The sequence below is a fragment of the Methanobacterium paludis genome (assembly GCF_000214725.1).
Classification (GTDB): Archaea; Methanobacteriota; Methanobacteria; order Methanobacteriales; family Methanobacteriaceae; genus Methanobacterium_C; species Methanobacterium_C paludis.
This window is the reverse complement of sequence record NC_015574.1, coordinates 820,001-844,165: the sequence shown is the minus strand read 5'-3', so window position 1 is coordinate 844,165 and position 24,165 is coordinate 820,001. Positions and strand designations below refer to the sequence as shown.

Here is a 24,165-nt window from a genome sequence, read left to right as displayed (position 1 = left end):
TTATTAATTTAATATAAATAAATTATTAAAAAAGATAGGCAGATCCCGAAAAGTCTTGAGAGATTAAGGTACAGATTAACATAACTTTTATATAATAGATATTACAATAATCTGTTTGTTATTTAATGTCGAAATATTCCTTGTGAGGGGGGCCTCCCTTCCTCCTCACTCCAAAATAACCATAAACCCTATTTTTTATAAAAATTGTATGCTCACATTCTCCAGCCAAATGTGAAAATTTATCTCTTGAAAATTTATTTCAACTTTTTCTATCAAAATACTCAGAACATTAAAAACTCAAAAAAATGCTTCTAAAAAAAAAATAAGAAAGGGGAAATAATTTAGTTTTGAACTGTGAAACGGCTCACGTAACCTTTTACGTTGTTACCAGCCAAATCTGTTACACTACCTGTATGGATAAGTACCATATATTTAACTCCTTTATTCAAGGCATTGCTTGGTGTTATGGTTAACATACTACCATTGATAAAGCATTTAACAGGTACCACTGTACCATTACTGGTTACAAGTTCAATCCAACCAGTACCTGCTGTGATGGCTTCACTAAAGGTAACTTTAATCACCTTATCCCCAGCAACGTTCACAGCGTTGTTTATAGGGTTCACTGTTTTCACAATAGGTGCAACAGTTTCCACAGTGAAACGAGATACATGGCCTTTCACATTGTTACCAGCCAAATCTGTTACACTGCCCGTATGGATAAGTACCATATATTTAACGCCATGAGTTAAAGTGCTGTTAGCCTTTACAGTCAACACATTACCACTGATAGACCATGTACTTGGTACAACCGTGCCGTTACTAGTTACAAGCTCTATCCAACCATTACCTGCTTTGATGGCTTCACTAAATGTAACTTTAATCACCTTATTCCCCGCAACGTTCACAGCGTTGTTTATAGGGTTCACTGTTTTCACAGTAGGGGCCGTAACATCCGAGCTCGTGGTGAAACGGGATACATAACCAGCCACAATATCACCAGTTAGATCCGTCACACTGTCTGTATGAATAAGCACATTGTACTTAACTCCGTGAGTTAAAGTGCTGTTACTTGTTACAATCAATACATTATCACTTATAGAGAATGTGCTTGGCACAACAGTACCATTACTAGTGGTAAGCTCTATCCAACCATTACCTTTTTTGATAGCTTTGTTGAAGGTGACTTTGATCACCTTATTTACTGCAATGTTCACAGCGTTGTTTGCAGGGTCAACTACAGTTACTGTAGGTATTGGAGTCACTGTTAAGGTTCCTGTGCTGTTTGAAACTGTGTAATTACCAGTTCCAAGGTAATTTGCAGTAATGTTGTAATCACCTACACTCCAAGTTGATGGAATCAACCAGGTCAAGGTAGCAGTACCGTTAGTCACGTTTACTGGGTTTGTACTGGTTCCATTAACTACGAATGTAACATTTCCTTCATTAACAGGATTACCATAGTAATCTGTTACGTTGGCTGTTAAGGTAACATTTTGACCAGCTAACTTAATTAAATTGATTACAACAACAGTTGTTGGTGTTGGGTTTACTGTTAAGGTTCCAGTGTTGGTTGAATTTGCGTAATTAGTTCCAGTTCCATCGAAATTAGCTGTTATACTGTAAGAATCTACAGTCCAGGTTGATGGAATAGTCCAATTCAAGTTAGCAATTCCGTTTTTTACGTTTGCTGTGCCTGCAGGGGTTGTGCCTACTGTGAAGTTAATCTGTCCACCGTTAATTGGATTACCGTAGTAATCTGTTACGTTGGCCGTTAATGTCACATTCTGACCAGCGAAATTATTCACATTGATCACATTGACATTACTTGGTGCCTGATCTACTATGATGCTGGATGAAACCGTTTGATTATCGATTGTACTTGTTATAAGTGCTGTATCATTTGCTGTGAAAGTTGTTGTGGCTTGTCCATTAATCAAAGTAGTTGATACGGGGTTAAGACTTCCAACAGAAGTGCTGAAGTTTACTGGTATACCATCAGGCACATGACCATTTGTAGGGTCCTGAATTGTTCCATTATTGGTATGTAATAAATCAACAGTTACAGTTGAATTACCACCATTCAATATGGTAGTAGGATCCACTGTGACATTCAAAACTAACCAAGGTGTGACAGTAACATTACTTGCCACGAAACTTGATGGATCAACATTTAAACCCCACCAGTTAAGCGTAGCGTCTATTGTTCCATTTGTACTGTAGATTTCACTGTTGTTCGGACTATTTCCAACAATCCAGTTGAAATTAACAACAGAACTAAAATCACCAGAAGAATCATCGGCACCATTGTAAATAGCCCCACCAACTGGGGCTGTGTTGTTGTTGAGTATGCTGTTGGTCACTGTTAAATTAGCGTCATAGTTGCAGATGGCTCCACCACAATCAGTCTGTGCAGTGTTGTTGTTGAATGTACTGTTAGTTACCGTTAAATTTCCAAAATTCATGATGGCTCCACCAGTCCAATCTGCGATGTTGTTGTTGAATGTACTGTTTGCCACTGTTAAGTCACATTCATAGTTGCAGATGGCTCCACCACCAAACTGCGCTATGTTATTGTTGAATATGTTACTTGTAAGAGTTACCTTACCATACCTACTGCAGATAGCTCCACCAATCTGTGCGGTGTTATTGTTGAATCTACTATTGGTCACCGTTAAAGTTCCACCCTGATTGAAAATAGCTCCACCAAAACCAGTGAGTAAGTTGTTGTCTGTGAATGTGCTGTTGGTTACTGTTAATGTTCCATTGTTGTAAATTGCACCACCACCATTATTGCTTTGGCCTTGTGTGAGTGTTAAATTGCTGATAGTGACATTAACTCCCTTTGCAATGAGGAATATTGAGTTTCCACTTTTTACTCCGTTGATTATAGTATTCTGCTGGCTTTCACCTATAATGGTCATGTTGGTGTTGATGTGTATTCCAGATTCTTTATAGGTTCCCTGTGCTATGTATACTGTTCCGTTTTCTGCAACAGTACCTGTGGCATTGGTTATGGTCTGTTTAGGTCCGCTTGTACCGTCCCATATTGCAGATTGTCCGTCCCAATTATTGTTTCCTATGGTATTAACATAGATTGTGGATGTATTGGCTGCGGCTGCACTGTTAACACCAAAAGAGAATAGGACCACAACAGCCAGGAGAATTAATGGAATTTTGAGAAGTATTTGTTGGTTTTTCATTGGTCTTTTTCACCTTATTTATGCTCGTTCTGGGTATGAGAATATTATAGTATAAAATGGAAAAACCGCCATTATTATTCACAAATATTCACAAAAGGAAGGATAATTAAAAAAGGATTTGTGAAAACATCAGTTTTTAACTGATTTTATATTGTAATTATACGATTAAACGTATAATATCATATTTCATATCCAGATCAAAGTAATACATTTACAAAATATAAAACTTCCGATTCTACTCTAAAAATACGGATAATTATAATGGACAAAAACCAATTTAAAAAAAAATAGGAGTTCTAATTAAAAATAAACCCAAAATAAACAGTTTCACTGATAACCAAATTTTGCACACCATAATCCTAAAAAAATATTCTATTTATCCTTCAAAAGTTCCTCAACACGCTTCTGAATCTCCTCATCTTCCATGAAAACCTTTATTAATGGTGCAAACTCTTTATAATCTTCCATTTCTCGTTTTATATCTTCAAACTCATCCATAGCAGTTTCATATTTTTTCAATTCTTCAGTTTTAACATCCTTAACTTCTGCACCATCCAGGGAAAGGTAAGGTAAAACTTTTAGATATTCCTTTTTAAGTTCCTTGGGATCTGCAAACCAGTAGGCTCTCTCAGTTGCAGATATAGTATGTCCTACAAGGTAATTTGCAAGGTCATGATTATGTGTTTTGTTAATAATTGTTGACATGAAATATTTTCGCATCCCATGACTTCTCCAAGCTCTGTAAGAACCTTCTCTATGTTCAAATCCTGATTTTACACCTCTGGTTTGATATATTCCACTAATTGCAGATCTGGTTATTTTTTTACCAATGTACATACCTTTATTCACTACAAATAAAGGTCCATTAACTCCTTGAGGATGTATCCGTTTATCAGGATGGCTACAACGTTCATGAAGATAAGTGATTATTGCTTTGGTGGCTTCAGGTGGTAAGAATGTATGATAACGATAATTAATCTTCTGTCTTGTTATTTCAAGGGTTATAATTGTGTCCTTGGTTAGTTCATCTTCATAATTAAATAAATCATCTAAACTGTTTATCCTCTTTTTAATTGCATCTGAGGCCGATTCTAAGAATTTTATTATTGTTAAATTTTTAATCTCATTTTGACTCATACCTGTAAGGGCCATTGTGTAAATTATTGCTGTGTCCCTTGAATTTGAAACATCTATAAGTTTTTTAATTTCTTTTTTCGTTAAAAGGTGTCCATAATTCTTTTCAAGACCAATATCTCCTTTAGGAAGAGTTATTCTAGGTGGAAATATGTCATTTGTATCATAAAGAGAAATAACTGCTGAAAGATATGTTCTTATTGTGTTCTTTGAATTGAATTATATAATCCGGATATTCTCTATTTTTAAGCCTGATATGAGCTTCCTCTTCAGCATCAGCTTCATAAATTAGTTCAGTAATCGTTTTATTTAGAAGACAACAATACTGTTTTAGGGCTTGTTTATAACTTATCTTGTCGTTTCACTATAATTCCCTCTTACAAAACCTTTTTTAAGTTTTTTTTCATCTTTTTTATCCATACAACACACCTTTACTTATTTTAAAGTTCTACAGGCATGTATATATAAAACAAAAGTATGAGAGCATCTGGGAAGTTTTATGTATACATATGCCTAACTAAATAGGAATATTTGTAAATAAAACATCGCAAAAAATGATTATTTTAATAAGAAAATATTTTCCAGAACATGAGGTATAACTACCGATGAATTTACAACAAATAAAAGGAGGATAAAATGAAAAACAAATTCAAAATAAATGGGCCCATATTCATAGGTCGCAGCCACGCAGAATATATGAAAATGTTCAATTTAAAGAAAAACGATTTAGATAAGAAAATATTACTAGACTGTGCTGCCGGCGCAAGCTCATTTACAGCCCATATGAACGGTGAGGGATGTAATGTAACTGCTGTGGACATCCTATACGACCAAGAAGCTGATATTCTCCAGAAAAAATGTCAAAAACACCTGAAAATTTTGGTTAATGCTCTAAGCGATGTTGATAACCATTTCATTTGGGATTTTTTCAGGAATCTGAAAGATTTACAAGACCAGCGCATGATCGCTTGCCGTGAATTCGGTAAAGATTACAAAATAAACCGTAAAAACTACGTTAAAGCAGATTTAACCCATATTCCATTTAATGACCACAGTTTTAATCTTGCTTTATGTTCACACCTCCTTTTTATATACGATCACCGATTAGACTACGAGTTCCATCTTAAATCCATTGAAGAAATGTTAAGGGTATCCAATGAAGTCAGGATATATCCTCTGGTTAAACATAAAAATGAAAAATCATCATTCGTAAGTCAGATCATGGCAGACCTTAAAGAAACAGCAGATGTGGAAATAGTTAAAGTGGATTACGAGTTCCGAGAGGGAGGTAATGAGATGATGAGAATATTCCACAAAGAACAACAGTTTCCGCTAAAATAACACGTGGTAAACATATTCCAAAAAAGAATGTAATGAATGAACGAAGGTAATGAATAAATGAACGAAATATACAGATAAAATTATGAAAATTTTCATTATTTATCATAGATGATCATTACAAAAAATAACGGACATCAATTGCAAGTGTAAAACTAATTATCAAATCATATAATAGATCGTTCAGATAACTTCCTAAAATCTAAAATTATGTTTAAAAACATTCTAACAAAACGATCTAAACAAAAATGAATTGTTTGATTAAAAAATTATTCATTTAACTGATAAAGTGATATAATTAGTAGATGAAATTGAAAAATTTCCATTAGTTAAAAAAATATTTAAAAAAAAGCATTTCACTAAAAACCTTAAGTAAAATGATTTAGTATCAAAGAATGAAGGATTTACTGTCAAAGAAATAAAGAAAAGATATCAAACATTTAACCACCAATTTCCTTAATTATCGCCTGGTGCATCCTTCTTATGAATTCTATCCTTTCTTCATACTTTAAAACGTCCAAATAACTCTGGGCAACAAGGTTGAATGCAAAAGGTGATGGAATAGTCGTGTTTATCTGTTTTATTTCCATTCTACCTTCTTCTAGAATTTCTAAAACTTTTTTAGCATTTGTTACATCCATAAAATCTTCCATAACTTCACGTCGAGCTTCTTTAAGTATTGAAAAGTTTTCATCAAGTTCTTTAACAAATTTCAGGAGTATTTTACCTTTAACCTGCTGTCTGGAGACGCTTTTTTCCTTTCCTTTGTAACGGCGCAGTATCATCAGGGATCTGCCTGCGCAGTGCCTGAACCTTCCTGCAAGAGTTTCAGTTTTATCAATGGCTTTGACCAGAATTTCCTCAATATTATCCGATTTTAACTCTTTAAATGCCTCAAAACCTCCAATTTTACCGTCTGAACTGAGGTAAAACCCATTGTCTGAAACTGAGATCATTACATCCCTTTTGTATTTCTTTGCAAGCAGATAGGCCACAGCCCTTGAGAGTGCATCGTTAACCCTCCTTCCAAAGAGTGTGTGGAAAACAACGAATTTTCGACCTCCGTAACCCTTATAAAATTCTATAAGGAGTTTTCTGGCACTTGGAATCTGAGCATAAAGGTACTGCTCCTGGAAGTAGCTGTAAATGGAGTTTGCAGCGTTGTAATCCACATAAAGATATTCGTGGATGAACTCAATTATTTCTTCTCTGGTTTTTTCATGAAGAAACTTGTTTTCCATTATGGCCCTGAAATTCTGGATTGACATTGCAAGGTCAAATGATAGGGGCAACTGTTCCGAAAACCATGAAGGAATAGTTGGTGGACCCGATGATGGAGTTACGTTAACCATCATACCCCTAGCATAATTAAAACGATATATTTTCCCCCCAAGAACGAATGTATCGCCCTTTCTGAGTTTTTCCATGAAGTCTTCCTCGATACGTCCAACAATCTGGCCGTTGCACTTGACCCTGGCCGCGGATCTGTCCGGTATTGTGCCTATGTTTGTTGAATAAAGCATTCTAGCCAGCTTCCCACGTTTTCCAAACATTTTAGTGTCGTAATCAACCCATATTTTGGCATAAACATACCTCTCCTCTAAACGCGTATATTCACCTGCAAGGTAACTTAAAACACTTACAAAATCGTTCTGTGAGAGGTTTCTGTAGGGATAACTCCCTTTAATGAGCCGATAAGCATCATTTATATCCCATTTATGTTCTATGGCCATTCCATAGATTTGCTGGGAGAGCACATCCAGACAGTTTTCAGGGATATGTATTTCGTCTATATTTCCTTCCAAAGCATTTTTTAGGATCAAAGAACATTCCACAAGGTCGTCTCTTTCCACAACCAGTATCCTTCCCTTGGCTTTATCATGCAGCTTGTGACCGCTTCTTCCTATACGTTGAAGTGCTCTTGAAACAGATTTTGGAGAGCTTACAAGTATTACAAGGTCTATGTAGCCTATATCTATTCCTAACTCCAAGGATGTTGATGATACAACAACTTTTAGCTCTCCTTCTTTTAGTTTGTTCTCTGCTTCCAGACGCAGCTCCTTTGAAAGTGATGAATGATGGGCCATTATATTATCATCATTATATTTATCCTCAAATTTCTTTTTGAGGTTAAAAACTACACTTTCTGTTCCGCTCCTGGTGTTTGTGAATATCAAAGTTGTTTTATGGGCACTTATAAGTTCGTGAAGTAAGTTGTAAAGTGCCTTGTTTATATCTTCAGGATCAGATTCCACTATATCTTCCACAGGACACAACACCTTCATATCCAACTGTTTCATGTAGTTAACATCCACAACTTTACAGTTTCGGACCTCACCGTACTCGTATCCCACAAGAAAACTTGCAACCTTCTCAAGGGGATGGACCGTTGCGCTTAACCCTATCCTTGTAAAGCGACCTGCGAGGTTTTGCAGCCTTTCCAGAGTCAAGCTGAGGTGAATCCCCCTTTTGTTATCTGCCAGGGAATGTATTTCATCAACCACAATGTATTTAACATCTTTAAGTTTCTCCCTGAACTTTGGAGCGCAAAGGAGAATTGATAATGTTTCAGGGGTGGTTATGAGTATGTGCGGAGGTACCTTAAGCATTTTAGAGCGCTGATATTGATTAGTATCACCCGTTCTCACGGCTTTGCGAACCCCAAGTTCTCTGCCTGCGATTTTTTCAATCTCTAAAAGCGGTTCTTCGAGGTTTTTCTCAATATCATTGTCCAATGCCTTTAAAGGTGAAATGTAAATACAATAAACCTTATCTTCAAGTTCCCCTTTATCTGCAAGGTTTGTTAGCTCACTTATAATGGATAAGAAAGCTGTGAGGGTTTTACCGGAACCTGTGGGAGACGAGACCAGAACATTTTCCCCACAGTGTATGTCCATTATAGCATATCGTTGGGCCTCTGAAAAGGTCTTAAATTTATTTTTAAACCATTTTTTAACCCAGGGGTGTAAAATACTGTAAATTTCACTATCCTTGTAGATTTTATTCTGTTTTTCTATCATTTCCATCTTAATTTCTAATTTTAATTTAAATTTCTAATTTATGTGGATTTATTTATCCATCAATAATCATCTATCAATAAAACTTTTCTTTAACCCGGATTATATCCTTTATTTTCCCAAAATATAATATTTCAAAGTTTTCTACCCCAAAAACTTCAAAATCATTTATTATATTATTTTTTAAGAAAGGAGAGAGAGGTTTTTCATGTAAAACATCCGATCCTTCGGTTATGAAGTTGAATGACGGCATAACCACGAGATTTTTTCCCTTAAATCCTCCGTTAAGGAAACATTTTATTTTTTCAAGACGTTCCCCACTTCTAATGCCAATACATGGATGTTCGTGCCCTATTATAATCGTGTTTTCACTGATTTTTTCAACATTCACTGGAACCTTGTCCCCGTGCAGTAAAAGAAAATCTCCGGTTGAAAAACTGTCATACACTGCTAAACCAGTTTTTTTTGCTATGAATTTGGTGAAGTTGTCGTGATTGCCCTTGATCAGTACCACTTCTTCAAAGTGTTTTTTAAGGAATTCTATGAAGTTTAGAGTTTCGCCCCACTCCTGTCGGGTGATCTTTCCAAATTCGTGCTTCAAATCACCGGTTACTATCACTCTGCTGCAGTCTGTTTGGGATATGATTTTTTCAAGTCTTGCAATGATCTTCTGGTACTGGAATTTCGGAACCATGATGCCCTCTGCATTTAAAGCTTCCTCGTATCCAAGGTGCAGATCAGATATAATCAAGTTATTCCTGATAACAAGAGCCAAATCAACGATTTCTGCCCCATATATCTCGTTGTTTTTCATTTTTTAATTCTCTTTAATGTGGATCTCAATGTTTGTTTACGTTATTTTCTGTCTCATGTTTTTATAAAAATTCAGTTCGTTATAAAGCCAATCAACTAAATTCATCATAACAAATGTTTTCAAAAAAATGTTAAAAAATGTTAAAAATAATGAGAAATATTATACTTAGTTACAAATATTTAACTTAAATACATAACTATCATACAATTAAAATAATTTTAAAATCTCCATAATCCAGTAGTTTTGTAGAATAGGAAATTAAAAATGATAAAATTAAAAATAAAGCATCTTATGATTCCCATATTGATAGCTGTTACTGTTCTTTCGATTTTAACGTACGTTGTTTTGGCACCAGAATATGTAACCTACGGAGAGAATGTGAAGCATTACAATGATTCTGAAATATCATTTGATTTTCCCCAAAATTGGGTTATTTCTGATTACGAAAACCCAGTTGAAACCTTGTTTTTATCAGAACCTGATAATCTGACCATAAACCGTCATGATACAATCTCCCAGAATACTTCATCTTCCTCCATGAATCAAAATAATAACAGTGCTCCAGATATTGCCAATCCAACAATGTTAACTGTAACCATAAGCAAAAGAAGCTCATTAACTGCAGGTATAACACTTGAGAACGCTTATAAACTGAATGAAAATTACCCTCTCATCGAGAAAACTCCGGGTTACCAGTTCATATCCCAAAATGTTACCACCGTGGATGGAGTTACCGCTTACGAATTCCTTTATGGGGACGAAACACATATATATTACGATGTATGGTTTGAAAAAAATGGTAAATTCTATGGTATTGCATGCCAGACCCTGACTGACAGCTTCAATTCAGAGAAAAAGAATTTTAATCTATTAATAAATAGTTTCCATGTAAAATAAGTTATTCCAATTAAGAAACGCTATTTCAATAAGATTATTTAAGGATTAGGGTAAGAAAAGTTATGAGTAGACGTTATGGTTACTTCAAACTTAAGGATTATTTCAAACTGATCTACTGCTCAACCGCTTGATAAATACCTCTTATCCAACCTTATTTTTACTTATTTTTTGGAAATTTTGTCTATTGTATCTCCAACAATTGCTCCTATGGCCCCACCAATGTTTCCAAGTATAAAACCGCCCAAATAAGTTATAATCAACATGGCAATTATGTAAATAGCGGAATTAATGTCTGAAGATGCTGATGGAATGAGATTTGCCTTCAAATAAAACATGTAGTAAAGTATGAAGACCGCAGAAACCAGAATACCGATTATAACAGCTGCTGCTGCACCGGCGCTCCCTTTACGCTTGCTATCTGATTTATCTTCAGGTAAAAACAGAAAGGATGTAACGAATCCTGCCACAACAAATGAAAGAATTAATCCTGTTATGGGCATTGAAAGCAACCTGAAGATCATGAGCAATATGCTACCTACACAAACGCCTGCAATTAAAGAAATTTTGAAGTTGTAGCCTTTCATGTGTGATTTTCCTCTTTCTATTTTGAGCTAGCCTCTCTCTATCTTTAGAGCTAGCCTCTCTTTATTAAACTAAATTTTCAAACTACTTAACCTATTTCGAGTAAAATGTTAAGGTAATATTGAAGGAATTCTTTTTAAGGTAGTATAAAATATTATTTAACCTACAACTTAATTATAAATTAACTTGAACTTTTACCATTCAAAAATTATATTTTTCAAAAGATGGTATAAAAATAGGTATAAAACTAAATGGTGAAAATTATGGTAGATAATGATTATGAAACCCTTATCAAAAAATTAAACGATGAAGATGCTGATGTTAGAAAGGAAGCAGCAGAAAGCTTAGGTAACATTGAAGACGAAAAAGTCTTGGACGTGTTAATTGGAGCTTTAAATGATAAAAAACCAGAGGTTAGATTCCAGGCCTCTAAATCCATAGTTAAAATAGGGAAACCTGCAGTTGAACCACTTATTGAAGCTTTAAAATCAGATGAAGCCAACGTCCAAAAATATGCTGCATTTGCTCTTAAAGATATTGGAGATAACAGCGTGGTTGAACATCTCATAGAAGCATTAAAAGACGAAAATTGGAGTGTCAGGAAGGCTGCAGTTAAAGCTCTCGGTGAAATAAAGGATAAAAAAGCTGTGGATCCACTTATTCATATACTGAATGATGAGGATTGGGGTGTAAGGGTTACTGCAATCAACGCCCTTGGAAATATTGGGGATGAAAAAGCTGTTGATCCAATTAAAAAAGCCAGAAGAGCTGCAACTGGGGATAAAGAATTTAAAAAGGCTGCAAATAAGGCTTTGAAGAAGATCAAATAGTTGATTTAGTCATTCATTAACCTTATTTCATTTTAGAAGTTAGATCTTAAGATTTAATTAACTCTATTTTAAGAGTTAAACTTAGGATAAAATTTAAAACTAAGATTCAACTTCTTACCCTATTTTTCACACACTTCATAAATGTCTTTACGCCTGTTTTTAAGGAGAGGAAGTTCATTTCGAACACTTTCAACCTTTGATAAATTTATATCTGCATAGATTATCTTTTCATCTGCATCAGCCCGGCTTATTATATCTCCCCAGGGATCAACAATCATTGAATTGCCGTAGGCCACATATGAGAGACTTTCATTCCTTGCAGGAGATGCAGCTGCAACATAAACCTGATTATCCGCTGCTCTGACCTTCATCAAAGGTTCCCAATGGGCTGGACCTGTTGTCATATTAAAAGCACCGGGGACTGCTATTAATTCAGCACCTTTATCTGCCATTAGTCTTAAAAGCTCTGGAAACCTTATGTCATAACATATTGCCACACCGATTTTGCAGAGCTCTGTATCAACCACTGTTATCTCATTTCCTGCCGTTAGAGTTTCAGATTCTTTAAATGTTATTTCTCCAGAAACATCAATATCAAAAAGGTGCATCTTCCTGTGAACCCCAATTATCTTACCCATTCTGCCGAATATGAAACTGGAATTGTACAATTTCCCATTCTCAAGTTCCGGAATTGAACCTGCAATAACGTAGATGCCCGCTCTTTCAGCCGCACTTGATATGCTTTTAAGTGTCCTGCTGTTTTTCCTCGATTCTGCATACTCAACGAATTTACTGTTATCGTAGGGACAGTTGAACATTTCAGGTAATAAAACCATATCAGCTTTATTTCGAGCAGCAGATTCTATCATGTTTACAGCTTTATTCAAATTCAGATCTTTGTTGTCCACCACATTCATCTGGCATACTGCAAGTTTAAAATGGTTTTTCATTTAAACTCTCCAATTTTTCATTAAATTCCAAATAAGATCATTCATTGTTGATGTACATTTTTCTTATTCAACAAGTTTTAAGAAATGCTTTTTAAGATACTTATTTAGTTGATATACTGTTCATTGACTTTTTATTTTGTGTTTTTAAAAATGTTATTTGTTTTAAATGGAAAATGTATTAAATATAAATAATTTAAGCTACAACTAAATTTAATGAACAAAATGGAGGCATCTAAATGTTTAAAATAGTTCTTGAAAGAAAAAAGTGCACATCCTGTGGAACCTGTGAAGACACATGCCCTGAAATTTTTGAATTAATTGATGATGGATTCTCCCATATAAAGGGTGCAAATGTGGAGGATGTTGAAGAACTTGAGATTGAAGATGCTAGTTGCAGTGTGGATGCTGCAGAAGTCTGTCCTGTAATGTGCATCCATGTTTATGAAAATGGGGAAGAAATCGTCTGAACATATCAATTGATTAAATTCATTGATTAAATCGTGTCAAAGGAAGTATAGATATGGATAAAGACCTTCTGAAGGATTTAAATCCTGATAAAAGGGTTTATAAACTCTTTATAAGCCATGGTGAAGGGGAAAATAAAGAATATACACGTTTTGTTGATAAATTAGAAACTTACCATGATTTTGAATGGGAAAACAAATCAGTAACTGGTAAAAGTTTCAAAGATGAAACTACAAAGATTATTGAAACCGTGGATGTGGTGATAATTCTCTCAGGTCTTTACTCTAAAAATAAGGACCTTATTGAGGATTATATCAAAACTGCAAAGGAACTTGGAAAACCAATCGTTGTTATCAGGCCGTGGGGGATGGAAAATGTTCCTGGAAACATTGAAGATGTCGCTGATGAAGTTGTAGGCTGGAACGCACCGTGCATAGTTGATGCAATACGAAGCAGTATCCCTGATGAAGAGTATAAAGGTGAGGGCAGCTGTTCAATTGACTGATCCCATAATAGGAATCTATAACCATTAGAAGGGGAAGTTATGAGCTGTTACATTCGGCACATGAAAAGTTTTTTAGGAGATAGTGGGATAAATCCGGAGTCAAAAGAAGACAGAAAGGATGTTGACCTTGCAATAAGGGCAGTAATTGGTAAAAACCCCGAAGACAAGTGCAATGATGTCTGGAAAGATGTTAAAATCTGGCTTCATGATGAGGAAAAAAATAAGAAGTTGGCTCTTGAATTACAAAAACGTTTCAATTAAAAAAAAATTTCTAAAACGATTTAAGATTTAATTTTCAAATTTAGATTAATAAATAGATTTTTTTAGAATTAATTAAACTAAATTAATAATTTAAAGGTTTTTAACTAATTTAATAATACAATGTTTCAATTAAAAAAAAGATTACGTTAAGGTGATTTCATGTGTGAAAAATGTGATTTTTGTGGCAGACCCGCAGTAGGGAGATGCATTATCTGTAGCAGGTGCTTCTGTGATATTGATGAAGGAACAGATGGTTACTGTTACGAATGTTTCACAGCTGCAGCAACCTTTGACACCTAATTCTCAAACACCCTTTATTACATAATGTATTTAAAGATATATCCTCAAAATTCAGTTGATTTTAAAATTTAAATTAAATGTAAAAAAAATAGATAAACTGTGAAAACAGTCATTATATGTATCGGACCATTTTAAGAATATCTTTGCCATTTTTAATTTCTTTTTGGAGATCCAATTCAACATAAGCTTTTTTACCACTGCTGTAACTGGATGAAACTATTAACTGGTTTTCACCTATCAATTCAACTCCATCGACAGGGGTGTGACCCACAATCATAGTTTTACACTTGACAGCTTTTAAGAAATGTTCTATGTCCTGTTCTGTATAGGATGGCCCGTATCGGTTCCACAGTATCTCTGACAATCTGTGTTTCCAGTATAACCCTCATCTGTAATATGCACAATTTCATCAATGCTTCTTATTCCACGAGGCGGTCCAGCATGACTTATAAAAACTTTGTTTCGGGTTCTAACTGCAATAGGTAATTTTTTAAAAAATTCAACGTACTCTTCCATTTTTATCATCCATCCATCCTAAATTTTTCTCTCAGAAGAGATTCAAAACTTATTGTCTGGTTAAAACCACCCTTGTAAACTGAAACCCCTGCAAGCGTTGCCCACTCATGGTTTCCAAGGAGCAGATGAAAGTTCTGTGAATTCTCCCATCTGGACTTTAATGACTCCAAAATTTCTATTGAACCATCCTTACCATCCATTGAATGTATGAAATCACCTGCAAGAATAAAATGGTTATCTTTATCGTCAAATTTTTCCCATATGCCCATGAATTTGTTGAAATCTTCTAAGTTACCATGTATATCTGTTACAATAAGTGCAAAGCCTTTTTTAGGTAATTCTACAAGTTTTCCATTATACCCCAGCATAGATAATGATCTGTGCTTTTTTGGTATTAGTAATAACTATAAATTGCAATAACAAAAAAATAAAAAAAGATCATTCAATGTTGTTGAAAAAATCTAATGTAAGATTTTTATCCCCATCAAATTCCATAGGCGGTTCCAACTCTTTAAATTCCAGTTTATATTCTTTCAGGAGATCCGATGCATCATCTGTGACAGATGGAGCTACCAAAAGTCCTCTTACAAATTGTTTGTGGTCTGCAAAACAATCAAGATATCTTTTCAACTGTTTTACAGCGTTGATCCCTGCACGTCTACTTTTAAACTCCAGAACCATTAAATTTCCATCCTGATCCTTCCCTAAGATATCGATAAAACCGTTTTCTGTGGAATATTCTCTGCTTGTAGGTCTGAACCCTTTTTCAATGAGTTCTGGACTTTCAAAAGCCATGTCAACCATATCTGCTTCATAACCTGCCAGTTCCAGGTCTTTTGAGTCTTCACCAATGAAGTATGAAGCCATGTATGTGCTGTGAATTTCCACCTCCAATCTTTCGGGAGGATTTCTTCTTGCACCCTCAATATGGAGCAAACCTTCTTTTAAACTTGCTTTGCACTGAGATTTAGGCGGCTGCCAGTTCACAGGCTCTAAATTCCGGTCCTGGTGCACAAGAAAGGATCCATCAGTCTTAATCATAACCATTCGATCCCCATCTGCAAGCCTGCTTCTAGCCCTACCTTCATATAAAACACTACAACATGCCATAATAACAATAACAGCCCTTTTAGAGATTCCTTCATTTATAATTTCATATGTACGTTTGATATCTGGATTTTTTTCTGATAAAAATTTCATAAAGTCATTTTAACAGAACTAACACAAATAATTCACCCATATAATACCATTAACCAAATTAATAATAAAAAAGAGCGTTTTAAACTAATATAAACTCAAAGTTGATCAATAGTTCAGAATTATTGACAATCTGTAGGTTAGAAAAAGAATATTTTTAAAAAAATATATTCATTGATTAAATTTGTTTTAAGTAAAATTATTTGAAAGGAAATTTTTGATCTAATATTTTAATGAATTGAATCTTAAAGTAAATAGTACATGGTTGATAAATGGAAATAGATGATAGTAATGAGCCCCATGGCAACTGAATCCACCATAATTTTGTTGATTTCTGTAGAAATTAATAGTAATAATTTTAAAATAATTTAGATTATTTTATAAATTGTCTATGATATCCTAAAGATATTCTAAAGATATTCTAAAGGCCTTCTAAAAGGAAGATATGCGGGGACCTGATAAAAAATACAATTTGGAATTTGGTTAATTAAAATAATTAAGTTTATACAATTTCCCGACCACATATAATGTTATAAAATAACTTTAATTAAAATAAGGTTTTATAATGATCGCAACTTGGATAATGTCAGGACTGTGGGGACTGCTGGCAGGTTCGGCCCTGTTAGTTGGAGCTATCTTTGGATATTTCTTTAAAATTCCTCAGCGCATCGTTGCATCTATCATGGCCTTTGGTGCAGGAGTTTTAATGTCTGCAATCTCATTTGAACTTCTGGATGAGGCTTACGCTCTTGGTGGAGCATATCATGTGGTTGCAGGGTTCCTTATTGGAGCAACCATATTCACACTTGCAAACGTCTACCTGGCACGTAAAGGTGCAAAACACCGTAAACGCTCAGGCAAAGCCATCTTATCAGAAAATGGGTTTGAAAGCAGCGGCCCTGCAATTGCGGTGGGTTCTGTTCTGGACGGTATCCCTGAATCAATAGCCATAGGTCTCACAATGATCGAAGGTGGAATCGTGAGTACGGCAACAGTTGTTGCAATATTCTTATCCAACATACCTGAAGGTCTTTCAAGTTCCACGGGAATGAAAACCATGGGCTGGAGAGCAGTACCTATATTTGTTTTGTGGACGGTTATAACCCTATGCACAGGAGTATCATCCCTTGCAGGTTACACAATTTTCAGCCACTTCAGCCCGGGTATTATAGCTGCTGTTTTGGCCCTTGCAGCTGGTGGAATCCTTGCAATGCTCGTTGATACGATGATTCCCGAAGCTTTTTCAGAAACACACAACCTTGCAGGCATGGTAACTGTTTTAGGATTTATACTTTCGTTCATTCTATCAAAATTTGGATGATTTGTATAGGATTTATGAAAAAAAGCAAAATCTGGACTGAAATGTTAGAGATTTAATTCTTAAATAGATGGATTTAGTTCTTAAAGAGATCTTTAAAAGATCTAATTCACGAACTTACGATTATTTTGTGGATCTCAAGGTTTATTGGATGGCTTGAAATGGATATAAAAATAAAAAATCTCGAAAAGGTTACTGAAGGATGGAATTTGTGCATTGAAGTTGAATTAAATCCTGAAGAATTTTCAAAGTTTAAACATGAGCTAATAAATGAAGTGGAAGATTATAAAATAACTCCCAAGGACAATAATCTTTATTTCCAGAGATATTTCAGTATATCAGAGCCGTGGGAAGACGAACCTCTTGAGGAAGTCTTGAATGGAATGAAAGATGAAGTGGAGTACAAAGTAAGAGAAATTCTGGGTGAAGAAGGTTAACTGTAACTGAGTGCAAACTGAGTGCAAACTGAGTGCAAACTGAGTGCAAACTGAGTGCAAACTGAGTGCAAACTGAGTGCAAACTGAGTGCAAACTGAGTGCAAACTGAGTGCAAACTGAGTGCAAACTGAGTGCAAACTGAGTGCAAACTGAGTGCAAACTGAGTGCAAACTGAGTGCAAACTGAGTGCAAACTGAGTGCAAACGAGTCCAGATTTAAACTGAGTCCAGATTAATTTTTAAATTGTGAATGCAAATTGATTTTAAATTGAATCAAAGTGAATCAGAATGAGCAGAATGATATTTTTATTTTTTTGTATTGAACAGTTAGAGTAACATGTTATTTACCATGAAATAAATTATTATAAATTATTTAAAACAACAACAGTTTATCCTTAATCATCTGATCTTGTTTTCCCTGCTTTCTTGCCCATTAATATTGAAACAATTATTCCAACCCCACCAATGACTGCAAAAACTGTAAAAGCTGTTTTTAAACTTAAAAGGAATGTTGCAAAATTTGAAGCGGTTACCTGCACATTTCCCAGATAACTGGTAAATATGAAAAGCATTATCCCCAAACTGAGGGTTTGGCCGGTGTAGATCATGGTGGAAAGGGTTGCTGAAGCCATGCCATAATTTTTGCGCCCCACACTGCCCATGAAAATATTCGTGGTTGGGGAAGAGAAGACAGCTAACCCCACACCAACCAGGATCAGACCCACTATGATAACCAGCAGATTTGTATTTTGACCAATTAAAGATAATATTACCAGCCCAAGAGTGGTGACTGCCATTCCTGAAGCTGAAAAAACCCTGTTATCCCCATGGTCTGCCATACGACCGATAGGGGAGGACAGAAGCGCCACCATCAACGGTTGCACTGACAGTATCAAAGCAGTCATTTGAGGTCCAAATGCCCGCAGATCCTGGAAGTAAAGACTTAAAAGAGCCCACATGGCAGTTGTGGCAATGTTCATCAGCAGCAATGCCACGGCAGAAAATGATGACGACCTCCTCATGAAAATTTCCAGACGCAAAATAGGGAATTGGGACTCTCTTTCCTCCTTTATAAATAGAAAAAGACCAAAGATACCTGCAAGAAATATAATCCACCCGAAAGCACTTTGTAACGTGGAAAAACCGTACATGAACAATACTATGGATAAGGTATACAATGCAGAACCCTTAAAGTCAAATTTTTCACATTCGGAACCTTTCCACTCACCCTTGAGCCTTAAAGTGATTAAACTGAATAAAAATAACCCAAAAGGTACGTTAAATAGGAATATACTTCTCCATCCTAGATTTTGGGCTAAAAAACCTCCAAGTAGAGGTCCTAAAAACAGTCCAAGATATACAGCAGTTATGTAAATTCCCAGTGCTTCGCCCCTGCGATTTGAGGGATAGACCGAACTTAGGAGGGCCACACCCGTGGCAAACATCAGCGAACATCCTATACCCTGAAGGAAGCTGAATATAATTAAAAACGCTCCAGAGGGTGATAAAGCGGCCATTAACGAAGCAAAAGTGTATACAACCACACCATAGCTGAAAATCTTTTTTTTACCGTGTATATCGGCTAATCTTCCAAATGTGAGTAAAAATGCGGCGCTTGCTAAAACAAATACTGTGGGTATCCAGCTGAGCAGGATTATGTTAACGTTAAGATCGTTTTGAATAAGAGGAAGGGCAATGTTTAGAGAGGAACCCATAAATGGTATTAGAAAGGATCCAAGGGCCACCACAAGCAGGGCAGAATTTCTCACCGTTTTATCGTCAGTTCTATCAAGATCCATTTTATCTAAAAAAATATTATTGAATTCATACATCTTAAATTCAATGTTTCTGATTAAATACTCAGGATACTTGTATGGACCGTATGCCTCCAGTTTAAGGCTAATGGGTTTGATTGGGACTTTAGTGCGTTGAGTTAAATGACGTTAACTTATTTATATCACTCCACATACTATTAACATGGAATGTCGTTACTGTAAATATTTGGAGGATCAAGATTTTGGGGACTTCATTCTAAAAACTGATCACTGGATTATTTTTTTAGCCCCCAATCAGAGCCAACTTGGAACCTGTGTTGTGGCATTAAACAGACATTTAGAGGATTTGTCCAGCCTTGAAAAAGAGGAGTGGGACGATTTCGCCCAGATTGTGAAAAAATTAGAGCATGCTTTAAAAAGTGCATTCAATGCCACCATGTTTAACTGGGGCTGTCTGATGAACGCATCTTATCTTCAAGATACACCAGAACCCCATCTTCACTGGCACTTCATACCCCGCTACAACCATAAAGTGAAATTCGAAGATTTAACCTTTGAAGATCCATTTTTTGGTTATATGAGACCACGTCCAGCTAAAACATTATCAGATCAGACAAAAAAAAAGATCATAACCAAAATAAGAGATAATTTTTAAGTATTTTAATTATTAATGAGTCATTATAAAAATTTAGATTAAAACAGTGATTTTCTATGTTAAACCCAACATACTACACCCTCAAAAATTTCAAATTCGAATCAGGAGCAGTTCTGGAAGAATTGAAGCTTGAATATGCAACATTTGGAAAAGCTAAAACTGATTCTGAAGGCAACATCATAAATGGAATACTTTTCATCCACGGATGGTCAGGCAATTACTCTTCAGTCAGACGTTTTAAACCTATTATGGGTCCTGGAAAGACCATTGATACAGACAAATACTTTATAATTTGCACCACATCTTTGGGATCTCGCGGATCAGCTTCACCCTCAAACTCCAGTTTAGGTGCTGATTTTCCAAAATACACAGTAAGTGACATGGTTAATGCACAGTATCTTCTTTTAAATGAAAAATTGAAAGTCAAACATTTAAACGGTGTAGTCGGTACTTCGATGGGCGGTTTCCAGAGCCTGCAATGGGCAGTAAACTATCCTGATTTCATGGATTTCATAATTCCTATAGTAACGAGTTCGGCAGTACAGGGCAGAAATCTGGCCAACTCTAAATTGATGAACTCCCTAATTCAAAAAGATCCTGATTATAAACAGGGCAGATACGTAGAAAATCCTCATGATGCACTTGAAAATGCCAATAAACTCCAATTTTTATTTGCCTTTTCACCGGGATATTACCATAAAGAATTTGCAAACAACGATGAACTGTTCCGGGCTTTTGAAGAACAGGGACAGGAAGGCAGGAAAATGGATGCCAACGATGTGGTGTGGAGAAATGAGGCTTCTATTTTTTATGATGTACAAAAGGAGTTACCTAAAATCAAAGCAAAAGCCCTTATTATTGGGATTGAAGGGGATCAATTCTTCCCACCAGAAGTAGATGCCATTCCACTTTCTAAGTCTATAGAAAATTCAGAATTATTCTTATATAAGTCTCAGCTTGGACATCTGGGCATTAATGAAATTGAAAATGCCAGAGAAGCAATTGAAAATTTTTTATCAGAACTTTATCCTGTGGAAACTTTTTAATTTTTCATAGACTCTCTAACACAAACGATTTGTAAATATTGAATAATCGGAGTTGGGGTAATGCTGGGAATGAAGAAGAAATTCTTGAATTCTGGTTTGAACGATGATGAAATGGGATGGAACATTAATCCCCTTTTTCAACTGTTAAAACAAATGCTTAACAATCACATTATTCATAATACAAATTATATAAAAGTTATGTTTTAATCCTCAGTTTTTTTCTTTAATTCTTTAATTTTACCTTTTATTTCTCCCTCTTTCTCCTTGGCTTTCCCTTTCAGTTCTCCCTTCAACTCTTTTGCTTTACCTTTAGCTTCTCCTTCCTTCTCTTTAACCTTTCCTTTTAATTCTCCCATTTTCATGAACCCTCCATTATAGTAAATAAAAGAATTAAATGAGAAGAGATGGGTTTTATTTTCAAATTATCCACCTTCCCACTGAATCAATTTACATAGGCATTTATATAATGTAACTTAACGCGGGTTTATTTTCGTATTTGTGGACTTATTATAGTATATTATTATGTTTTAAAGTCTTAAATAGTTTATTGTAGTTTGAGAATAAAAAAAATTAAATACTTGAAAGTTCATGTAACGGATCTAAAAATAAGCAAAATCAATCTGAACTGGCAATTTCATGGGCAATTGTTTTTTTCTGGATATCCTTAACTGCCTCTTCCATCTGCAATCTGACGTGCCATTTTTCACCATTTAAAGTTTCAAGAAGAGGTTTTAAAGCTTTTTCATCGCCAATTTTGCCAAGAGCAGCTGCCGCATGCCTCCTGACACTCATATCTTCGTCTTGGAGTGCATTTACTAGGGGCTCAACCGCATCATCATCACCTATCATTCCAAGTGCTTCAATTGAGGCGTTTTGAAACGTGAAATCATTGATTTTTAAAGCTTTAATTAAAGGTTTTAAAGCCCTTTTGTCACCTATTTTACCCAGAGCTATTGCAACATCTTTACGGATTTCTTTATCCTTTAAAACTTCAATCAGAGGTTCTACAGCTTTTCCGCTTCCAATTTCACCTAAGGATTCTGCTGCACGTGCTTTAACATGCCAGTTCTCGTCTTTTAAGGTTTTTATGAGGGGTTCTACAGCTTCATCATCATTTATCATCCCTATGGATCGTGCTGCATTACAGCGTACATTAACGTAATCATCTTTTAAAGCTTCGATCAATGGTTTTAAAGCTTTTTTATCCCCTATTTTACCAAGTGCCCTTGCTGAATTCCACCTTATATCTTTATCTTTATTTTTCAGGGCTTTTATAAGTCCTTTAACATTCTTGTCCCTTTCAAGTTGTCCGACATCCGTTTTAAAAAAACCGTTTAAAAATCCCACAAATCTCACCCATTTATTATTAATGATATTAAAATAACATTGAAGTCCTAATTTAATTTGAAGTTGTTATTAGATTGTTATTAATTAGATACTTGAGCTGGTATCATATTTAAATAAATCTAAACATACTCCGATTTATCAATTCTTTAAAACAAGTATCAATTCTTTAAAATAAAGGGTTAAACTTTTATAAACTTCTTCAAATAAGTTTAATCCCATATAACTAAGAATTTTTCTATCTTTCAAATGTGAGATTTTACTCATCTTTTGCTGGTAGTTTGCCGTGTGTTTCATAGTATCGGAATGAATTCAGGAAATCTTCAGCTTGAGGGTACACATCCGTGAATTCGGCAAATTTTTTAAGTTTGTTTATAGTTGCAGAATCCAGTATATGTTCCATTGCACATGCATCGTCATTTGCAGTCCTCATATCAACACCAAGAATGTTTAAAAAGTTTTTTAATATGTCGTGTTTATGGGTTATGCCTTCTGCTATTTCCAAACCTTTTTTATTTAAAGTGATATCACCGTACTTCTCATATGAAACAAGATCAAGTTCTGCAAGTTTTTTAATAGCCTCAACAACACTAGGTGGTTTAACATTAAGATTAGACGCAATATCCTTTACTTTTATAACTTTTTTTTCATTATATAGATTGTACATGACTTCCAAATAATCCTCAACACTTTTTGTAAGTTTTAAGGAGCTTTCCATTCAATCATCTTCTCTCTTTTTTAGTTTTTCCCCATCTTCTTTAGCTACCCATTTTATTTTAACTGAATTCTGCATGCACATACCGCAGCTTGTGCAGTCATGAGTAAACATTTTTTTGAAGGAATTTTTGAAGGAATTTAAAATTTTCATTTGTAACCCCTATATTATAACTTGTTACTGTATTATTTAATTATCTTTATCCATGTCCTGGCCAATTAATGATTTTAATCTGTTCAGATTTTCTATCTTACCTTTCGTTTAAGATTTACGATCTTAAGTAATATAGTAATATTTAATCATTTAATTTTAGTTATGTTCAAATTTGTTTACCCCAATATTAAATGCAAAATTGTTCCAACAATAAGGGCCATTATAAGCATTAATGAAAGTGTTTTTAGTGTATCTTTGATTCTTAATTCTTTTATAAGAATTACTAAGGTTGCTATACATGGGAAACTCACAGCAAGAACTGTTGATGCTACAACAAGCTGATTCACCCCAAGATGTAAAGGTGCAAGCATTGCAGTTGCAATATCCTTCCGTAGTAAGCCCATAATAAGTGCTCCTATTGCATCATTTGGAAGTCCGAATAGATTGGACAATACGGGTGCCAGGAGAGCTATTAAAGCATTCATAATTCCAAATATGTACATAAGATTTATGACGAGGATACCGAGGAACACAAAAGGGACTGCCTCAATCAAAAAGCTTTTAACTCGATTTCCTGTCTTTGTAAGCAAAGTTTTGAGGTGTGGAATTCGGTATGGGGGAATTTCAAGGAATATCTCTGGGCTTTCACCTTTAAGCAGTTGATTAAGGATAAGTCCAACCAGAATGTAAATAATAAACAGAGTTCCATAAACA

27 protein-coding genes (1 of these 27 running past the window's edge) are annotated in these 24,165 nt (G+C 35.0%); 11 read left to right on the top strand and 16 right to left on the bottom strand.

Annotated elements, in window-relative coordinates:
- Positions 1 to 341 precede the first annotated feature (341 nt).
- Both MSWAN_RS03890 and MSWAN_RS03885 read right to left on the bottom strand, forming a co-directional pair.
- Positions 342 to 3,203: an Ig-like domain-containing protein gene (locus MSWAN_RS03890; RefSeq protein ID WP_013825307.1), complete on the bottom strand. Its 2,862-nt coding sequence runs from the start codon at positions 3,201 to 3,203 to the stop codon at positions 342 to 344.
- A 372-nt stretch (positions 3,204 to 3,575) separates the two neighbouring features.
- On the bottom strand, positions 3,576 to 4,454 hold the full coding sequence (locus MSWAN_RS03885; RefSeq protein ID WP_265101180.1) for a tyrosine-type recombinase/integrase: 879 nt from the start codon (positions 4,452 to 4,454) through the stop codon (positions 3,576 to 3,578).
- A 519-nt stretch (positions 4,455 to 4,973) separates the two neighbouring features.
- Between MSWAN_RS03885 and MSWAN_RS03880 the strand changes: the two genes are divergently transcribed.
- Positions 4,974 to 5,678 carry a methyltransferase domain-containing protein gene (locus MSWAN_RS03880; RefSeq protein WP_013825306.1) on the top strand — a complete coding sequence of 235 codons (705 nt, stop codon included), beginning with the start codon at positions 4,974 to 4,976 and terminating at the stop codon, positions 5,676 to 5,678.
- Between the two features lie 437 nt (positions 5,679 to 6,115).
- Here MSWAN_RS03880 and MSWAN_RS03875 read toward each other — a convergent pair whose 3' ends face one another.
- Entirely contained in the window at positions 6,116 to 8,695 is a 2,580-nt protein-coding gene (locus MSWAN_RS03875) for an ATP-dependent helicase (protein ID WP_048188256.1), read from the bottom strand.
- Positions 8,696 to 8,768: 73 nt separating this feature from the next.
- Complete coding sequence (locus tag MSWAN_RS03870) at positions 8,769 to 9,506, bottom strand: metallophosphoesterase (protein ID WP_013825304.1); 738 nt, start codon at positions 9,504 to 9,506, stop codon at positions 8,769 to 8,771.
- 264 nt (positions 9,507 to 9,770) lie between these two features.
- Here MSWAN_RS03870 and MSWAN_RS12210 point away from each other — a divergent pair, with 264 nt between their 5' ends.
- A complete protein-coding gene (locus tag MSWAN_RS12210) occupies positions 9,771 to 10,403 on the top strand; it encodes a PsbP-related protein (protein WP_013825303.1) in 633 nt (210 codons plus the stop codon).
- A gap of 161 nt (positions 10,404 to 10,564) precedes the next feature.
- Here MSWAN_RS12210 and MSWAN_RS03860 read toward each other — a convergent pair whose 3' ends face one another.
- Positions 10,565 to 10,987 (bottom strand): DUF5518 domain-containing protein, encoded by a 423-nt coding sequence (locus tag MSWAN_RS03860; protein WP_013825302.1) that lies wholly within the window; start codon positions 10,985 to 10,987, stop codon positions 10,565 to 10,567.
- A 261-nt stretch (positions 10,988 to 11,248) separates the two neighbouring features.
- On the opposite strand from MSWAN_RS03860, the gene MSWAN_RS03855 reads away from it, so the two are divergent.
- Positions 11,249 to 11,815, top strand: a complete 567-nt coding sequence (locus MSWAN_RS03855; RefSeq protein ID WP_048187885.1) for a HEAT repeat domain-containing protein — start codon at positions 11,249 to 11,251, stop codon at positions 11,813 to 11,815.
- A 119-nt stretch (positions 11,816 to 11,934) separates the two neighbouring features.
- Here the strand turns inward: MSWAN_RS03855 and MSWAN_RS03850 are convergent, their stop codons facing one another.
- A complete protein-coding gene (locus MSWAN_RS03850) occupies positions 11,935 to 12,765 on the bottom strand; it encodes a carbon-nitrogen hydrolase family protein (protein ID WP_013825300.1) in 831 nt (276 codons plus the stop codon).
- 236 nt (positions 12,766 to 13,001) lie between these two features.
- Between MSWAN_RS03850 and MSWAN_RS03845 the strand changes: the two genes are divergently transcribed.
- From MSWAN_RS03845 to MSWAN_RS12715, 4 genes are all read left to right on the top strand, one after another.
- The gene (locus MSWAN_RS03845; RefSeq protein WP_013825299.1) at positions 13,002 to 13,232 is read left to right on the top strand and encodes a ferredoxin; all 231 of its coding nucleotides are present in this window, start codon (positions 13,002 to 13,004) and stop codon (positions 13,230 to 13,232) included.
- Between the two features lie 53 nt (positions 13,233 to 13,285).
- Positions 13,286 to 13,735 (top strand): TIR domain-containing protein, encoded by a 450-nt coding sequence (locus MSWAN_RS03840; RefSeq protein WP_013825298.1) that lies wholly within the window; start codon positions 13,286 to 13,288, stop codon positions 13,733 to 13,735.
- A 39-nt stretch (positions 13,736 to 13,774) separates the two neighbouring features.
- Positions 13,775 to 13,996 (top strand): hypothetical protein, encoded by a 222-nt coding sequence (locus MSWAN_RS03835; protein ID WP_013825297.1) that lies wholly within the window; start codon positions 13,775 to 13,777, stop codon positions 13,994 to 13,996.
- A gap of 159 nt (positions 13,997 to 14,155) precedes the next feature.
- Entirely contained in the window at positions 14,156 to 14,296 is a 141-nt protein-coding gene (locus MSWAN_RS12715; protein WP_013825296.1) for a hypothetical protein, read from the top strand.
- Positions 14,297 to 14,408: 112 nt separating this feature from the next.
- On the opposite strand, the gene MSWAN_RS13035 is transcribed toward MSWAN_RS12715, so the two are convergent.
- From MSWAN_RS13035 to nucS, 4 genes are all read right to left on the bottom strand, one after another.
- Positions 14,409 to 14,660 (bottom strand): hypothetical protein, encoded by a 252-nt coding sequence (locus MSWAN_RS13035; protein WP_227716988.1) that lies wholly within the window; start codon positions 14,658 to 14,660, stop codon positions 14,409 to 14,411.
- Positions 14,606 to 14,821 (bottom strand): hypothetical protein, encoded by a 216-nt coding sequence (locus tag MSWAN_RS13030; RefSeq protein WP_048187883.1) that lies wholly within the window; start codon positions 14,819 to 14,821, stop codon positions 14,606 to 14,608. Before MSWAN_RS13030 ends, MSWAN_RS13035 begins: the two co-directional genes overlap by 55 nt.
- Positions 14,818 to 15,180, bottom strand: a complete 363-nt coding sequence (locus MSWAN_RS13025; protein WP_048187882.1) for a metallophosphoesterase — start codon at positions 15,178 to 15,180, stop codon at positions 14,818 to 14,820. Before MSWAN_RS13025 ends, MSWAN_RS13030 begins: the two co-directional genes overlap by 4 nt.
- A 70-nt stretch (positions 15,181 to 15,250) precedes the next feature.
- Positions 15,251 to 16,012, bottom strand: coding sequence for an endonuclease NucS (gene nucS / locus MSWAN_RS03820; RefSeq protein ID WP_013825295.1), 762 nt, complete (start codon positions 16,010 to 16,012; stop codon positions 15,251 to 15,253).
- Positions 16,013 to 16,574: 562 nt separating this feature from the next.
- Between nucS and MSWAN_RS03815 the strand changes: the two genes are divergently transcribed.
- Positions 16,575 to 17,330 (top strand): ZIP family metal transporter, encoded by a 756-nt coding sequence (locus MSWAN_RS03815; RefSeq protein ID WP_013825294.1) that lies wholly within the window; start codon positions 16,575 to 16,577, stop codon positions 17,328 to 17,330.
- 158 nt (positions 17,331 to 17,488) lie between these two features.
- Positions 17,489 to 17,764 carry a hypothetical protein gene (locus tag MSWAN_RS03810; protein ID WP_013825293.1) on the top strand — a complete coding sequence of 92 codons (276 nt, stop codon included), beginning with the start codon at positions 17,489 to 17,491 and terminating at the stop codon, positions 17,762 to 17,764.
- 394 nt (positions 17,765 to 18,158) lie between these two features.
- Here MSWAN_RS03810 and MSWAN_RS03805 read toward each other — a convergent pair whose 3' ends face one another.
- Positions 18,159 to 19,562 (bottom strand): MFS transporter, encoded by a 1,404-nt coding sequence (locus MSWAN_RS03805; protein ID WP_048188251.1) that lies wholly within the window; start codon positions 19,560 to 19,562, stop codon positions 18,159 to 18,161.
- A 178-nt stretch (positions 19,563 to 19,740) separates the two neighbouring features.
- Between MSWAN_RS03805 and MSWAN_RS03800 the strand changes: the two genes are divergently transcribed.
- Positions 19,741 to 20,193, top strand: coding sequence for an HIT family protein (locus tag MSWAN_RS03800; RefSeq protein ID WP_013825291.1), 453 nt, complete (start codon positions 19,741 to 19,743; stop codon positions 20,191 to 20,193).
- A 56-nt stretch (positions 20,194 to 20,249) separates the two neighbouring features.
- Positions 20,250 to 21,239 (top strand): alpha/beta fold hydrolase, encoded by a 990-nt coding sequence (locus tag MSWAN_RS03795; protein ID WP_013825290.1) that lies wholly within the window; start codon positions 20,250 to 20,252, stop codon positions 21,237 to 21,239.
- Positions 21,240 to 21,442: 203 nt separating this feature from the next.
- Here MSWAN_RS03795 and MSWAN_RS03790 read toward each other — a convergent pair whose 3' ends face one another.
- The 5 genes from MSWAN_RS03790 to MSWAN_RS03775 all read right to left on the bottom strand — a co-directional run.
- Positions 21,443 to 21,601 (bottom strand): LEA domain-containing protein, encoded by a 159-nt coding sequence (locus MSWAN_RS03790; protein ID WP_144011543.1) that lies wholly within the window; start codon positions 21,599 to 21,601, stop codon positions 21,443 to 21,445.
- Positions 21,602 to 21,854: 253 nt separating this feature from the next.
- A complete protein-coding gene (locus tag MSWAN_RS03785; RefSeq protein WP_013825287.1) occupies positions 21,855 to 22,586 on the bottom strand; it encodes a HEAT repeat domain-containing protein in 732 nt (243 codons plus the stop codon).
- A 256-nt stretch (positions 22,587 to 22,842) separates the two neighbouring features.
- Positions 22,843 to 23,301 carry a metal-dependent transcriptional regulator gene (locus MSWAN_RS03780; RefSeq protein ID WP_013825286.1) on the bottom strand — a complete coding sequence of 153 codons (459 nt, stop codon included), beginning with the start codon at positions 23,299 to 23,301 and terminating at the stop codon, positions 22,843 to 22,845.
- Positions 23,302 to 23,451 (bottom strand): hypothetical protein, encoded by a 150-nt coding sequence (locus MSWAN_RS12710; RefSeq protein ID WP_013825285.1) that lies wholly within the window; start codon positions 23,449 to 23,451, stop codon positions 23,302 to 23,304.
- A gap of 176 nt (positions 23,452 to 23,627) precedes the next feature.
- Positions 23,628 to 24,165: the 3' end of a ferrous iron transporter B gene (locus tag MSWAN_RS03775; protein WP_013825284.1), read on the bottom strand. The gene runs 1,181 nt beyond the window's last position; the window shows 538 of its 1,719 coding nt (coding positions 1,182–1,719); its start codon lies off the right edge, out of view — the gene reads right to left on this strand; its stop codon occupies positions 23,628 to 23,630.